Raw genomic sequence first — 13,229 nt, forward strand, 5'->3', positions numbered from 1 at the left:
CCCCGGGGGGGGGGGGCGGCGGCGGCGGGCGGCGCGCCCCCCCCCCCCCGCCGGCCCGCGGCCCCCCCCCCCCCCCGCCCCCCCCCCGGGGGCGGCCGCCCCCCCCCCCCCCCCCCCCCCCCCCCCCCCCCCCCCCCCCGCGGCTCTGTCGCGTACGGGTGGATGCCGTGGTCGCCCTGTGGCCTGCTCTTCCGTCTCCGCGTTCGGGTTTGATTTCTCCGTCCCGGGCGTGAGAGTGAAGGCCGGACAGGCGAAGAGCCCGTCCGGCGGTTGAGGACAGCCACTCGGACGGGGTCCCGTCCCGTGGGCGGCTTCGGACGAGAACCCGCTCAGGGGGTGAGCGGGGGGCGCGGGCCGCCGTCGGGGCGCGGGCCCGGCCGGGTCTCCGTGTCGCGGATGACCTCGCCCTGGACCACCTTTCCATCCGGACGATGGATTCTGGCCTGCTGGAACGCGTCGGAGAAGCTGCCGGGAGCAGCGGTGCGCATACGGCGGTCCAGGGACCGCTCCGCGTACCGGCCGAGCGTCGCACGGACCTGCGGCACCAGCAGCAGGAGTCCCGCCACGTCCGAGATCATCCCGGGGATGATGAGCAGCAGCCCGCCGAGCATCAGGAAGCCATTGCCCTTGCTGCCCGACGGGGCGGTGGGCGGCGCCGCGGCCTCACCGGGCCGGCCCGGCATCTGCTGGAGCGTCTCGGTGAGGTTGCGGAAGGCCCGGCGGCCGGCCGCCTTCATCACCACGGCCCCGAGCACGACGCCCCCGATCAGAAGCAGCAGCACGGTGAAGCCGCCCGCCACGTCCGCCACCAGGGTCAGCAGCCAGATCTCCAGCACTGCCCAGGCGGCGATGGCGAGCGGGATGAAGGTACGGGCGCGCGAGCGCCGCGGTGCGGTCTGGGGCGGGGTGCCGGTCATCATGGTCCCCAGTGTGCCTGGACGGATGCCCGAGCGGGATAACGGCCTCCCCCGTGACCGGGAGCCCACTCCCTGTCACGAGGGAGACCGTAAGGGGTGATCAGGAAGACTTGCGGCCCAGGACCCGGTTCGTACGGGCGGTGATACCCCAGGCCGTGACCCGCCACAGCGCCTCGACGAGGATGTCGCGGCTCATCTTGGAGTCGCCGATCTCGCGGTCCACGAAGGTGATCGGGACCTCGACGACGTGATACCCCGCGTCAATGGTGCGACGGGCCAGGTCGACCTGGAAGCAGTACCCCTGGGAGGCGACCTCGTCGAGGCCGATCCCCTTCAGGGTCTCCGCCCTGAAGGCCCGGTAGCCGCCGGTGACGTCCCTGGTCTGCAGTCCGAGAAGCAGCCGGGAGTACGTGCTGCCGCCGCGGGAGATCATCTCGCGGGACTTGGGCCAGTTGACCACGCGCCCGCCCGGCACCCAGCGGGAGCCGAGCACCAGATCGGCGCCCTTGAGGGCAGTGAGCAGCCGGGGCAGTTCCTCGGGCTGGTGGGAGCCGTCGGCGTCCATCTCCACGAGGACGCCGTAACCGTGGTCGATGCCCCAGCGGAACCCGGCGAGGTAGGCGGCGCCGAGCCCCTCCTTGCCCTTGCGGTGCAGGACCTGGACATGGCTGTCCTCGGCGGCGAGCTCGTCGGCGATCTTCCCCGTGCCGTCGGGGCTGTTGTCGTCGGCAACCAGGATGTCCACTTCCGGTACAGCGGCGCGCACCCGGGTGACGATCGGCTTGATGTTCTCGGCCTCGTTGTAGGTCGGGATGATCACCAAGGCTTTGCCGAGCGGGCCGTATCGCCTCTGACCGCCGTCGTTCACTTACTGCCCCTCACGTCCGTACACAGGTGCACACCATATCGATCACATCAGGGCCTGGGAGCGACGTGGTGGGCAGCTGTCGGGCGCCGGCCCGGACAGAAGGAGGGAAGTACGGACAGAACTGCGGATCGGGGCCCGGCGCCCTTCGGGCCGACCTGGAACCCGCTGGCTGCGGGTCGACCGAGAGCCGTTGTCTACTGAACGTCCGGGCCCCACCCGGGTCGCACCTGCCGTCCGGTTCACACCTTCCCTCGCCCCCGAGGCGCGGGCGCTGAACCTGGCTGTCAGTGGTGGTGCGCCGGTGCGGCACACCACCCCATGACCCAGCGGCATTCGACGACTGCGTGGAGGTTTAACCGGTCGGACGTCCTGTGGTGGACTCAGCCGAACCTACCGGCCCGTGGGCGCCTCCTGTCAATACCCGTCTGACCTGCGACGTTTACCGAAATCACCTGGTCAGTACCGGAGATACGCAGGTCGCGGGGAAGCACGGGCGCCTTCGATCGGCGGTACGAAATATCGGGACGTCACTCGTTCGGCCGCACGTAGACAGTTTGTCCGAAGATCACGGTCCGCAGGCAGACCGGGAGTTCGGCGCCCGGGGTGAGATCCGGCAGGCCGGGCGTCCCGGACCTCGGGTCGGTCGACCAGCGGGCGACCCGGTCGTCCGGGGCTTGGACGACGAGCTCCTCGGTGCGCCAGACCGCGTAGTCGGCGGGGGCGCCGGGAACGAGGGTGCCCGCGTCGTCGCGGCCGACGGCCCGCCAGCCGCCCCTGGTGTGCGCGGTGAAACCGGCCCGGACGGAGATCCGGTGCTCCGGCGTCCGGTGGAACGCAGCGGCCCGTACGGTCCCCCACGGGTCCAACGGGGTCACCGGGCTGTCCGAGCCGAAGGCCAGGGGCACACCGGCCCGCAGGAGGCCCGCGTACGGGTTCAGGGTGCGGGCCCGGTCGACACCGAGCCGCTGGGCGTACATGCCGCCCTCGCCGCCCCAGGCGGCATCGAAGGCGGGCTGGACCGAGGCGGTCAGACCCAGCTCCGCGAAACCGGCGATCGTCTCGGGGGTGAGCATCTCGGCGTGCTCGACGCGATGGCGTGCGGCGCGGATCCGGGGCAGCCCGAGCGTCTCGGACGCGGCCCGGACCCCTGCCACGACGGCGGCGACTGCCGCGTCGCCGATGGCGTGGAAACCGGCCTGCAGACCGGCCTCGGTGCAGGCGGTGACATGGGCGGCGATCTGCGCAGCGTCCAGGTGGGCGGCGCCCCTGCCGCCGGCCGGTCCGTCGGCGTAGGGCTCGTGCAGGCACGCGGTGTGCGAGCCGAGGGAACCGTCGACGAACAGGTCACCGGCCGCACCGATCGCGCCGAGTTCACGGATCCTGCGGGCATCCTTCTCGTCCGCGACCTGCTCGGCCCAGTAGCCGAAGACCCGCGGTCCCGGCCGCCCGGCGGCCAGCTTCAGCAGGGCGGTGAAGTCCTCCTCGTCGGAGATGTCGGGGCCGCCGCACTCATGAAGGCTGCCGATGCCGAGCGAGACGGCGTGGTCCAGGGCGGCACGCTGCGCCTCGGCACGCTGCTGCGGCGAGATCGCACCATGGGCGGCAGCGCGCACGGCGTGGTGGGCGGCGCCGGTCAGCGGGGCGTCGGGGCGGAAGCCGGCCAGCGCGGTGACGCCGGGAACCAGATCGAGGAGGGCGGTCGTGACGACGGCGGAGTGCACATCGATCCGAGGCAGATAGAGCGGCCGGCCGCCGGCCGCGGCGTCGAGCTCGGCGCGCGACGGAGGGCGCTGCTCCGGCCAGCGCGTGGCGTCCCAGCCGTGTCCGAGGACGACCCGGTCCGTGGGGTGCGCGGCCGTGTACGCGCGTACGAGGTCGAGGGCCTCGGCGAGGGTGCGGGCGCCCGCGAGGTCCAGCCCGGTGAGGGCGAGGCCGGTCGAGGTGGTGTGGACGTGGGCGTCGGTGAACGCGGGAGTGACCAGGGCCCCTTCGAGGTCGATCACTTCGTCGACGCCGCTCGCGAAGGCGTCGGCGGCCCCTTCCGAACCCACCCAGGCGACATGGCCGCGTTCGACGACCATGGCGGTGGCGAAGGGGTCGGCGGGGCTGTGGACGTCTCCACCGCGCAGCAGCACGGTGCGGTGTTCGCTCTGGGGGGCGGTGCTCTCGGTCATGGCACCAGTCTCACCCTTGTGCGGAGCGGCGCCGTCCGCGCCCCCCTCAGATCTGCGGGGGGCGTGCCTCGTACGGGGTGGAGAGGACGACGGTGGTGCGGGTGGAGACCCCGGCCAGCGAGCGGATCCGGGTGAGCAGATGCTCCAGCTCCAGCGGGGTCGCGACGCGCACCTTGAGGATGTAGTTCTCATCGCCCGCGACGCTGTGGCACGCCTCCAGTTCCGGCACACCGGCGAGCCGCTCGGCGATGTCGTCCGGTGCGCTCGGGTCGAACGGTTTCACCGAGATGAACGCGGTGAGGGGCAGCCCGACGGCCCCGGGGTCGACGACCGCGGCATAGCCCCGGATCACCCCGCGCTGCTCCAGCCGACGGACACGCTGATGAACGGCCGAGGTGGACAGGCCCGTGGCCTTGCCCAGGTCGGTGTAGCTCATCCGCCCGTCCTTGACGAGCAACTCCACAATCTGACGGTCCAGCTCCTCCATGCGGATCAACCTATGGCCCCGGGTCCCTCCAGGCACAGTCGTAGGGGCCCCGAACAGGGCACCCGCATGGGGCATGTGATGAATGCCACAGGTTTACAGGCGGGTAGCCGACCACCTCGCGGTTACGGCGGATGCGCGACGGGAAGTGCTTGCTGTGGTCGAGGCCGTGACGCCTTGTCGGCCCACCCGAGGGGGAGATTCTCCATGCAGAGCCTGAAGCTCACCGGACGTACCGAACCGGAGCCTGTTGAACCCGTCGAGGACTCCGCTCCCGACGCGTACGACACTTTTGAGATGTACCGGGTGATCTGCCCGGACTGTGCGCAGCCGATCGCGCTGCTGGCCGACGAGGATGTGCTGCCGGAACACGCGCTGTGCCCGACACCGTGGAACCCGTTCGTCCTCACGGTGTGCGCCGGAACCGGTCGCGACGCCGCGCAGGCACGTCCGGCCGACGAGTCGCTCGAACTCCAGGAACAGGAGATGGGATTGCTGTTGACGCTCCCCCAGGGGCTCGACTGGCGGATGCAGCCGTTCTCGCACGCCGGTGGCGCGGGTTCGCGCCCGCTGCGGGTGCCGCACCAGATCCGCCGCCACGCCGCCTGAGACGCCCTGACGCCGCCTGACGCACCTCGAAGGCAGTGACGGGCGGCGCTCTCCGTCTGCCGGATTCCTCCGGCAGACGCCCGGCACACACGTGCCGCACCACGACGGCCGGGCCGGCGTGGTGCGGGCGATCGAGCCACGCTCGCGCGGCAGGGGAACCTGGCGAACGGGCGCTCGAATCCTCGCAGCAGTGACCCGGCCCCGCCCCACGGCGTTGGCCTGGCATGACCCTGCTGCAATCCACGGCCGGCCCCGGTCGTCGCCGTCTCGCCGCTCCGGCCCCCGAAGAATCGGTTCCGCAGCCCGGTTCGCAGCCGGTACCCCCCTCGTCGTCCGCTCCGTCAGCGCCGCGCGCGGTGCCGCATTCGACGGATCCGCCCATCTACCGGGCGATGCTGAGCCATTGGGAGTCCACCGGCAGGACCCTGCCGGGCCGTCATGACCAGGAGTGGAACCGAATCATGACGACGCCCGTGTGGTCGGACCGGCCGTTGCGCGTCAGCGGGTCTCGGGACCCGCGAGGTGGCGCGCGATGACCATGCGCTGAATCTGATTGGTCCCCTCGACGATCTGCAGCACCTTGGCCTCGCGCATCAGCCGCTCGACGGGGAAGTCGAGGGTGTATCCATAGCCGCCGAGCACCTGGACGGCGTCGATGGTGACCCGCATGGCCGTGTCCGTACAGAACAGCTTGGCCATGGCCGCCTGCCGGGAGAACGGCCTGCCCGCGTCGCGCAGCCTCGCCGCCTCCAGATAGAGCGCACGGCCCGCCTCGATCTGGGTGGCCATGTCGGCGAGCATGAACCGCAGCCCCTGGAAGTCGGCGATGGGGCGGCCGAACTGCTGCCGCCCGGTGGCATATCCGACGGCCTCGTCCAGGGCCGCCTGCGCGACACCGATGGCGCAGGCGGCGATGCCGAGCCGCCCGGAGTCGAGTGCGGACAGGGCGATGGCGAAACCCTGCCCTTCCTCACCGATCCGGCGGGCGTCCGGCACCCGCACACCGTCGAAGTGCAGCTGGGCGGTGGGCGAACCCTTCATGCCCATCTTCTTCTCGGGGAGGGCCGCGCTCAGTCCCTCGGCGTCGCCGGGGACCAGGAAGGCGGTGATGCCACGGGCACCCTCGACGCCGGTCCTCGCCAGAACCGTGTAGAAGTCGGCGATGCCGCCGTGGGTGATCCACGCTTTGGTGCCGGTGATGACCCAGTCGTCACCGTCGCGTACGGCCTTCGTGCGGAGCGAGGCCGCATCGGAGCCCGAGGCGGGCTCGGAGAGGCAGTAGGCCCCCAGCAGGCCGCCCCCCAGCATCGCCGGCAGGTGTTCCGCCTGCTGCTCCTTGGTGCCGTATCCGGCGAGGGCGTGGCAGGCGAGCGAGTGGACGCTGACGCCGAGGCCCACGGTGAGCCGGGCGGCCGCGAGCTCTTCGAGCACCTGGAGGTAGACCTCGTAGGGCTGGTCTCCGCCGCCGTGGGCGGAGTCGTACGGCAGACCGAGCAGTCCGGATTCGGAGAGCAGGGTGAAGACCTCGCGCGGGAACCGGCCCGCGTCCTCCTCCTCCGCCGCGTTCGGCGCGATCTCCCGCTGGACGATGTCGCGGACGAGCGCGACGAGCTGCCTGGACTCCTCGGTGGGCAGACGACGCTCCACCAACTGCGGGGCACGGTCGGACATGACGGCGCTCTCCTCCCTGTCGGGCGTTGCGGCGGTGCGCGTGCGGGGTGTGCGCGGCTCCGCCGGGGGATCTCCGGACGGGGGCCCGGAAAAGCACTGGTACCCAAACCGCTGCTGCCCTCCCGGATTACGAGAGTTGCTGGCCAGCGGCTGTGGCGGGTCGAGTATGCCCGATCGGACGGTATCCGTCACGGGGTGACAGGGAAGCCGTCCTCACTCCGGTACTGAGCCTGCTCGGGGACAAGTACGGCCACCGACGGCTCCTCGTGAACGTCATGCTCGTGTTCCTCGCGAACACCCTGGCGGCCGCCGCCTCCCCGAACATCGGCTTCCGCATCGCGATGCGCGCCGTAGAGGGGGCCTCCGGATGGCCGTTGTTGGTAAGCCGAGCTATTGGAAGCCGGGGGATGGCTGTGCGGTTTGCGGGGCCGTCGACGCCTGCCACCACTGACTGACTGGCCACGTCGCCATCGCGGCGGCCATGGCCCGCACGCGACGGGCAGGGCGGCCTGCCGCTACTGGGGTGCGATCGTGTCGAGCCATTCCTCGACGGCGAGAACATCCCCCCACAGCGGGAACAGGTTCTCGGTGACTACCCGGTGCAATTCGGGGTCGGTATCGAGGCAGGCATCCGCCAGGACGGTGAGACCCAGGTCCAGGTCGATGGCGTGGCACGCGGTGGACAGCACCACAGCGCTGGTGGCGATGCCAGTGAGCACGAGGCTGTCGATGTCGCGAGCCCTGAGCACCAGGTCCAGGTCGCTGCCGGAGAACGCGCTCGCCCTCCGTTTGACCACCACGACGTCGCCCGGCTCGGGCGCGACCTCGGGATGGATCTCCGTGCCGGGGGCACCCTCGGTGAACAGGCCGGCCCGCACCACGTTGGTTACCACCTTGCTGCGAGCGCTGACCTGTGGATCACCTGCCCGTAGCCGCATGACCACGTAGATCACGGGAATCTCCACCGCGCGGGCACCGTCGATTGCCCGCCGCAGCCGCCGAAGATATCCGGAACCGTCGTCGGCGATGTCCACGACGTCCCGTTGGACGTCCATCACCAGGAGTGCGCTGTTGGCCATGGCTGCGGTCCCTCCTCGTCGAATCGCCGCACCACGCCCAGCCGGTCGCTGAGCGTGTCCGGCGCCAGGCGCAGACCGCTGCGCTGCTGCCGCGCCCAACCCTCCAGCATTGCGTCGAAGACGGCGTCTTCAGGGTGCAGCAGCGTCACGCCGCGAAACAGCACGAGATCAGCCGTCGCCTCACCCGGATCGCCTCGGGACACCCTCGAACCCATCCGTCAGTCGCGCGAATCATGCATCAGGTCCACATCTGTGCGCAATGCAGCAGGCCAAAGCCTTGAACAACGAAGAGAGGAGCATGACATGACGCCGCACTACAACAGCTCGTCCAGCTCTGGATCACGCATCCAACGCAATTCGCCGGGGGTGAAGACCATCTGTCAGATCACCCACTCCTGCGGCCACCAAGCCGAGCGCGACCTGTCCGACCGGGCGGCCGACCGCCCCGGCATGGAGGAACTGCACGACGCCCTCCGCACCACGGCGGCAGCAATCCAGCCCTGACAAGGGAGACCAGCCATGCCCAAGGCGAGATCACCGCCCAAGCCCCCGGCACTCACCAGAGCACGGGGCACGAGCCGAAGCCAACGAGACCGAAAGGCGGAAACACCCATGAGCAACGACCGCATCGCCGACTTCCTCGCCGACGTCGAGGACCTGCGCGGCGAGGACGAGGCCCTACGCAGCACCGCCCACACCTCCACCGTCTCGGCCGAGGGCTGGCCGGCGGCCACGGCAGACAGCGACACCGCCGCCTGAGCACCCGCATCCGTCCGGCGCTCAGAGCGCCGTCGATGAAACGCGCCTGGGGTCGGGCCGCAGACCATGCGGCCCGACCCCAGGCCCATCTCGCTGGCTCGGGCATCGCTCAATCAAGGTCACGGTGGACAAGTACGGCCACCTCACCCAGGACGGCCGGGAACGCTGCCGTCAGATGGTTGAGGCGGCCCTAGCGCCGCACATGCTCACAGCAGGCCGAGCGACCGCAGAGCACGGCGCTGACTCGGTGCCGGGTCAGCCGGCCAGTAGATGTAGCAGACACCGCCCGTACCGCTTCTGACCTTGCCGTTTGCGTCGTACCGCTTGGTCCGGAGCCAGATGTTTTCCCACTCGTGGCGCTGGTAGATCCGGCGGACGGCCTCGTCGCTCGGCGAGGCGGGGTCGTTGGCGATCACGTCGCCGTCCGCCGTGAACCCGATCACGGTCATGAGATGGCCGGAGGTCCCGTACCCGGCCCCGGTCAGCTCCTCCTTGCGGAACGACTGCGACGTTATGACCGGGATGCCGGCCCGGATCAGCGTCTCCACGTCCGTCAGCGAACCCAGCCGGGTCACCACCGCGCTCATGCCGTCGTACGTGGCGGCATAGGCGGCGTTGAACGGCCAGTTGCCGCACCCCTCGTACTGGTAGTCGTACGTGAAGCGCGCCGCGTGGCAGACCTGCGGGTCCGCGAGGCCCGGCTTCACCCAGGCGAGATCCTCGGCGGTGGGCCTCCGCCCCCAGTACTCGATGATCATCTGCGAGGAGGTAGGGCTGCACCACGCCTCACCGCCGTTGTCGTACTCCGGGTACTGGCCGGCGTGCACATTCTGCGAGTAGCGGGGCACCGGCAGTTCCCTGGCGAGGCCCGGCGTGCTGGGCTCCACGGTGAACCGGTCGGGGATGTCCGAGGCCATCGCGCCGAGCCGCCACACGGTCGGCGTGAGGCGGCTGCCCGGGGTCCGGTAGAGGCTGAGCCGCAGCCGGTAGGAGACCAGCCGCAGCCCGCTCGCCGCATCGTCCACCGAGAAGGTGTCCGTCCAGATCGAGCTTCTGCCGTCGGTCTGGTCGTCGACGGAGGTGCGGCGGATGTCGCCGTCGCCCGCCGCCCAGCGGCCCATCACGTACCAGGGGGTCTCGGTGTCGTCCGAGTAGCGGCCGCACAGCTCGATCTGGATCCACGTGCCGGCCGGGGTGTCCGCGTTCCAGGACGCGATCACCTCGGTGGCCGGGACCGACGAGCGGTGGCGCGGCGAGGTCCAGGTCGCGTACTCCCAGGCCGCCGTCTTCCCGGTGTGCGGGTCCGTGTAGTCGGTACGTCCCTGCGGGGTGCCGATCACCAGTCCGGGCCGTCGGCCCGCGACGGCGCGCGTGCCGGCGCCGGAACCGCTGCGCCAGTCGGTGTACGAACGCCAGGAATGGTTGTCCACCAGGGATGCGGCAGCCGAGGGCCTGCGGGGCGGGGCGAGCGAGGGCGCGGCGGCCGCGGAGCCTGCGGACGCCGCCGTCCCGGCGCCGGCCGCCACGGCAAGCGCGGCAGTCAGCACGGTTCTGCGTGAAGTCGGTCTGTTCATGGGCGAGACCCCCGGTCGTTGGCGGAATGGGGCTGCGGATGCACGACAGTGCGCCAACTATTGCGGTTCGCGGCCGGATTGGGCCAGCGATTCACCTCGCGCCGCGGAACAAATATTGGTCTGGTCCACTGGCGTGACCTGCGGTTGCTTCGTATCGCCTCGTACGCTGGTCCGCATGAACGACCTCGCCCGCCTCGCCTCGCGCCTGATCACCCTGCCGCCGTCCTGCGGACCCGTGCGGCTGATCGCCGTCGACGGTCATGCGGGCTCGGGCAAGAGCACTCTCGCCACCCGCCTCTCGGTGGCGCTCGGGGACGCGCCCGTGCTGCATCTGGACGACCTGGCCACGCACGAGGAGCTGTTCGGCTGGGCGGACCGGCTCCGGGACCAGGTGATCGGCCCGCTGTCGCGCGGGGAGACCGCGCACTACGCGCCGTACGACTGGACAGCCCGGCGCCTCGGCCCACCGCAGACGCTGGAACCGGCGCCGGTGGTACTGATCGAGGGAGTGGGCGCCGGCCGCCGGGCCCTGCGCCCGCATCTCGCCCGGCTGTGGTGGATGGAGCTCGACCCCCTGGCGTCCTGGCAGCGGGGCCGACGGCGGGACGGGCCGGCACTTTCGGCCTTCTGGGACGGGTGGACCGCGGCCGAGGAACGACATTTCGCCGCCGATCCGTCGCGCCCGTACGCGGATGCTCTGGTACGCCAGTTGCCTGTGGGGTACGAGTGGCTGGAAGGACCCCGCGCGACAGCAGGAACGAACGACCCCGTCACCCACCGTGAGCGTCCGGGCGCAACGTACTGACCAGTCGGAAAACGGCCCGGAAGTGCCTCAACTCCGCTTGACCCGGGGGCGGTACAGGTCTTACGTTCTCAATGTGCGGCTTTTCGGAGCCCTCACAGACGCGAAGCCCCCGGTTGTTCCCCCGTGATCGGGGGCTTCGTTCTGTCCCCGCACCCACCTTCGTACGGCTGTTCACCGTATTCCGCTCACCCTCGGTCACGGTCCCCGTTCCGCTTGCGGCGCCCTTAGTCGCGCACCACCTGCGCAGGTACGATGCCTCTCGGTGCGGTCAATTCCCGTCCACGGCAGCATGGTTCGGCCCGCCTGGACGGACGGGTCGTGCGACGGGACAACCTGGGGGCACGGCTTGTGGGGGACCTGATGGACATCGGCACGCAGGGCGCACAGGCCCCGGCCGACCTCGCCTGGCTGCGCGGCGTGGACGCCTACACGATGGGCGCCTATCCGCAGGCCGAGGAGGAGTTCAGAACGGCGGTGCGGCTGGATCCCGGCATGGCGGACGGCTGGCTCGGCCTCCATGCCCTGCGGATCGACACGACGACCGCGCTGCTGCGGATGTACCGCCACCGCGAGCGCTTCGGCGAACAGCGCACCCGCCATCGGCGCACGCTCAACTCCTGGTACTGGCTGGGCTGGTGGGTACAGCCCGTACTGGAGAGCCCGCGCGACCTGCTGCTCGCGCATGCCTCGCACTGGCTGGACGGACGCCATGTCCCTGAGCTGGACCGCGCGCTGGCCGGACTGCCACCCGTGGACGCGGACCCTCAGGTGCGGTTTCTGCACGCCTGCCGCTCGTATCTGGTCAAGGACTGGGAACAGCTGGTCCGCCACACCGAACAGCTCGTCGACGATCCGCTGCTCGGCATCGAGGCGGGACTCTTCGGCGGGATGGCGCGGGTGCGGCTGGAGATGTACGGGCAGGCCGAGCCGCTGCTCTCCACCGCGCTGATGCGCTGCCGCAGCGAACAGCCGCAGCGCAAGGAGCTGCGCTACTGGCTGGCCCGCGCGCACGAGGGCACCGGGCGCAGCGCGGCCGCCCTGCCGCTCTACCGGGCGGTGCACCGGATCGACCCGGCGTTCATGGACACCTCGGCGCGGCTCGCCGCGATCGCGGACTACGACGGGCTCGAAGGCTCCGACGAGGCGGCGGATCTCGCTTCCGTGTCGCTGACCGGGCTGGGCGCCGACTCCACGGCCGCAGAGGCGTTGCCGGACGGGGAACCGCTGCTCGGCACCGATCCGGTGGGCGGGCGGGAACTACGCCCCGGCGGCGATCCGCAGAACCTGCCGAGCGCCGGGGTTCCTCCTCGCACAGACGGGGCACGGAAGAAGACCGCCGTGCCCGGCCAGTCCTCGCAGGCATTCCCGGCAGGGCCCAGCGATCCGGCGCTGCTCGCCGCGGCGCTGGCGGAGCTGGAGCGGATGGTCGGCCTCGAACCGGTCAAGCGCCAGGTCAAGGCATTATCCGCGCAGTTGAACATGGCGCGGCTGCGGGCCGGTCAGGGGCTCCCGGTCCAGCCGCCGAAGCGCCACTTCGTCTTCTCCGGCCCCTCGGGCACCGGGAAGACCACAGTGGCCCGCATCCTGGGCCGGGTCTTCTACGCGCTGGGGCTGCTCGGTGGGGACCATCTCGTCGAGGCCCAACGCTCCGATCTGGTGGGCGAGTTCCTCGGACAGACAGCGGTCAAGGCCAATGAGCTGATCGACTCGGCGCTCGGTGGAGTGCTGTTCGTCGACGAGGCGTACAGCCTCTCCAACTCCGGCTACAGCAAGGGTGACGCGTACGGGGACGAGGCGCTGCAGGTCCTCCTCAAGCGGGCCGAGGACAACCGGGACCATCTCGTCGTCATCCTCGCGGGCTACCCCGAAGGCATGGACCGGCTGCTGGCCACCAACCCCGGACTCTCCTCCCGGTTCACCACGCGGGTGGACTTCCCCAGCTACCGGCCGCTGGAACTCACCTCGATCGGTGAGGTACTGGCCGCGGACAACGACGACGTGTGGGACGAGGAGTCCCTGGAGGAGCTGCGCTCGATCAGCGGCCATGTCGTCGACCAGGGCTGGATCGACGAGCTGGGCAACGGACGGTTCCTGCGGACGCTGTACGAGAAGAGCTGCGCGTACCGGGACTTGCGGCTCTCCGGGTACGCGACGGTGCCCACCCGCGACGATCTGGCGACACTGCGGCTGCCGGATCTCATGCAGGCGTACGGCGAAGTGCTGTCCGGCCGGGGGCCGGTTGACCGGGGGCAGCAGGAGCCTCCGACTCTGTAACGGCCTCCCCCGCGA

General features: G+C 70.9%; 13 protein-coding genes. 5 read left to right on the forward strand and 8 right to left on the reverse strand.

Translation table 11 applies throughout. The annotated features are described in order from the left end of the window. Nucleotides 1-329: 329 nt before the first annotated feature. The 4 genes from fxsA to ACIBB8_RS33275 form a co-directional block, all read right to left on the reverse strand. Entirely contained in the window at nt 330-920 is a 591-nt protein-coding gene (fxsA, locus tag ACIBB8_RS33260) for an FxsA family membrane protein (RefSeq protein WP_398958508.1), read from the reverse strand. A gap of 97 nt (nt 921-1,017) precedes the next feature. After that, nucleotides 1,018-1,785 (reverse strand): polyprenol monophosphomannose synthase, encoded by a 768-nt coding sequence (locus ACIBB8_RS33265; RefSeq protein WP_398958511.1) that lies wholly within the window; start codon nt 1,783-1,785, stop codon nt 1,018-1,020. A gap of 527 nt (nt 1,786-2,312) precedes the next feature. Then, nucleotides 2,313-3,959, reverse strand: coding sequence for an amidohydrolase (locus ACIBB8_RS33270; RefSeq protein ID WP_398958513.1), 1,647 nt, complete (start codon nt 3,957-3,959; stop codon nt 2,313-2,315). Between the two features lie 46 nt (nt 3,960-4,005). Further along, on the reverse strand, nt 4,006-4,446 hold the full coding sequence (locus ACIBB8_RS33275) for an Lrp/AsnC family transcriptional regulator (RefSeq protein ID WP_398958515.1): 441 nt from the start codon (nt 4,444-4,446) through the stop codon (nt 4,006-4,008). A 204-nt stretch (nt 4,447-4,650) separates the two neighbouring features. Between ACIBB8_RS33275 and ACIBB8_RS33280 the strand changes: the two genes are divergently transcribed. Continuing rightward, the gene (locus ACIBB8_RS33280) at nt 4,651-5,052 is read left to right on the forward strand and encodes a hypothetical protein (protein WP_398958517.1); all 402 of its coding nucleotides are present in this window, start codon (nt 4,651-4,653) and stop codon (nt 5,050-5,052) included. A gap of 498 nt (nt 5,053-5,550) precedes the next feature. Here ACIBB8_RS33280 and ACIBB8_RS33285 read toward each other — a convergent pair whose 3' ends face one another. From ACIBB8_RS33285 to ACIBB8_RS33295, 3 genes are all read right to left on the reverse strand, one after another. Then, nucleotides 5,551-6,723 carry an acyl-CoA dehydrogenase family protein gene (locus ACIBB8_RS33285; RefSeq protein WP_398958519.1) on the reverse strand — a complete coding sequence of 391 codons (1,173 nt, stop codon included), beginning with the start codon at nt 6,721-6,723 and terminating at the stop codon, nt 5,551-5,553. A gap of 515 nt (nt 6,724-7,238) precedes the next feature. Then, nucleotides 7,239-7,802 (reverse strand): cysteine hydrolase family protein, encoded by a 564-nt coding sequence (locus tag ACIBB8_RS33290; protein ID WP_393307780.1) that lies wholly within the window; start codon nt 7,800-7,802, stop codon nt 7,239-7,241. Next, the gene (locus tag ACIBB8_RS33295) at nt 7,778-7,966 is read right to left on the reverse strand and encodes a hypothetical protein (RefSeq protein WP_398958522.1); all 189 of its coding nucleotides are present in this window, start codon (nt 7,964-7,966) and stop codon (nt 7,778-7,780) included. Before ACIBB8_RS33295 ends, ACIBB8_RS33290 begins: the two co-directional genes overlap by 25 nt. 139 nt (nt 7,967-8,105) lie before the next feature. Here ACIBB8_RS33295 and ACIBB8_RS33300 point away from each other — a divergent pair, with 139 nt between their 5' ends. Together ACIBB8_RS33300 and ACIBB8_RS33305 are read left to right on the forward strand one after the other, a co-directional pair. Then, nucleotides 8,106-8,306 carry a hypothetical protein gene (locus tag ACIBB8_RS33300; RefSeq protein ID WP_398958523.1) on the forward strand — a complete coding sequence of 67 codons (201 nt, stop codon included), beginning with the start codon at nt 8,106-8,108 and terminating at the stop codon, nt 8,304-8,306. Nucleotides 8,307-8,414: 108 nt separating this feature from the next. After that, on the forward strand, nt 8,415-8,561 hold the full coding sequence (locus ACIBB8_RS33305; RefSeq protein WP_398958525.1) for a hypothetical protein: 147 nt from the start codon (nt 8,415-8,417) through the stop codon (nt 8,559-8,561). Nucleotides 8,562-8,767: 206 nt separating this feature from the next. On the opposite strand, the gene ACIBB8_RS33310 is transcribed toward ACIBB8_RS33305, so the two are convergent. After that, nucleotides 8,768-10,135, reverse strand: coding sequence for a peptidase C39 family protein (locus tag ACIBB8_RS33310; protein ID WP_398958527.1), 1,368 nt, complete (start codon nt 10,133-10,135; stop codon nt 8,768-8,770). Between the two features lie 175 nt (nt 10,136-10,310). On the opposite strand from ACIBB8_RS33310, the gene ACIBB8_RS33315 reads away from it, so the two are divergent. Both ACIBB8_RS33315 and ACIBB8_RS33320 read left to right on the forward strand, forming a co-directional pair. Then, nucleotides 10,311-10,940 (forward strand): uridine kinase, encoded by a 630-nt coding sequence (locus ACIBB8_RS33315; protein WP_398958529.1) that lies wholly within the window; start codon nt 10,311-10,313, stop codon nt 10,938-10,940. 360 nt (nt 10,941-11,300) lie between these two features. Next, entirely contained in the window at nt 11,301-13,214 is a 1,914-nt protein-coding gene (locus tag ACIBB8_RS33320) for an AAA family ATPase (RefSeq protein ID WP_398958555.1), read from the forward strand. Nucleotides 13,215-13,229 lie beyond the last annotated feature (15 nt).

The organism is Streptomyces sp. NPDC051286 (assembly GCF_044455345.1).
GTDB lineage: Bacteria > Actinomycetota > Actinomycetes > Streptomycetales > Streptomycetaceae > Streptomyces.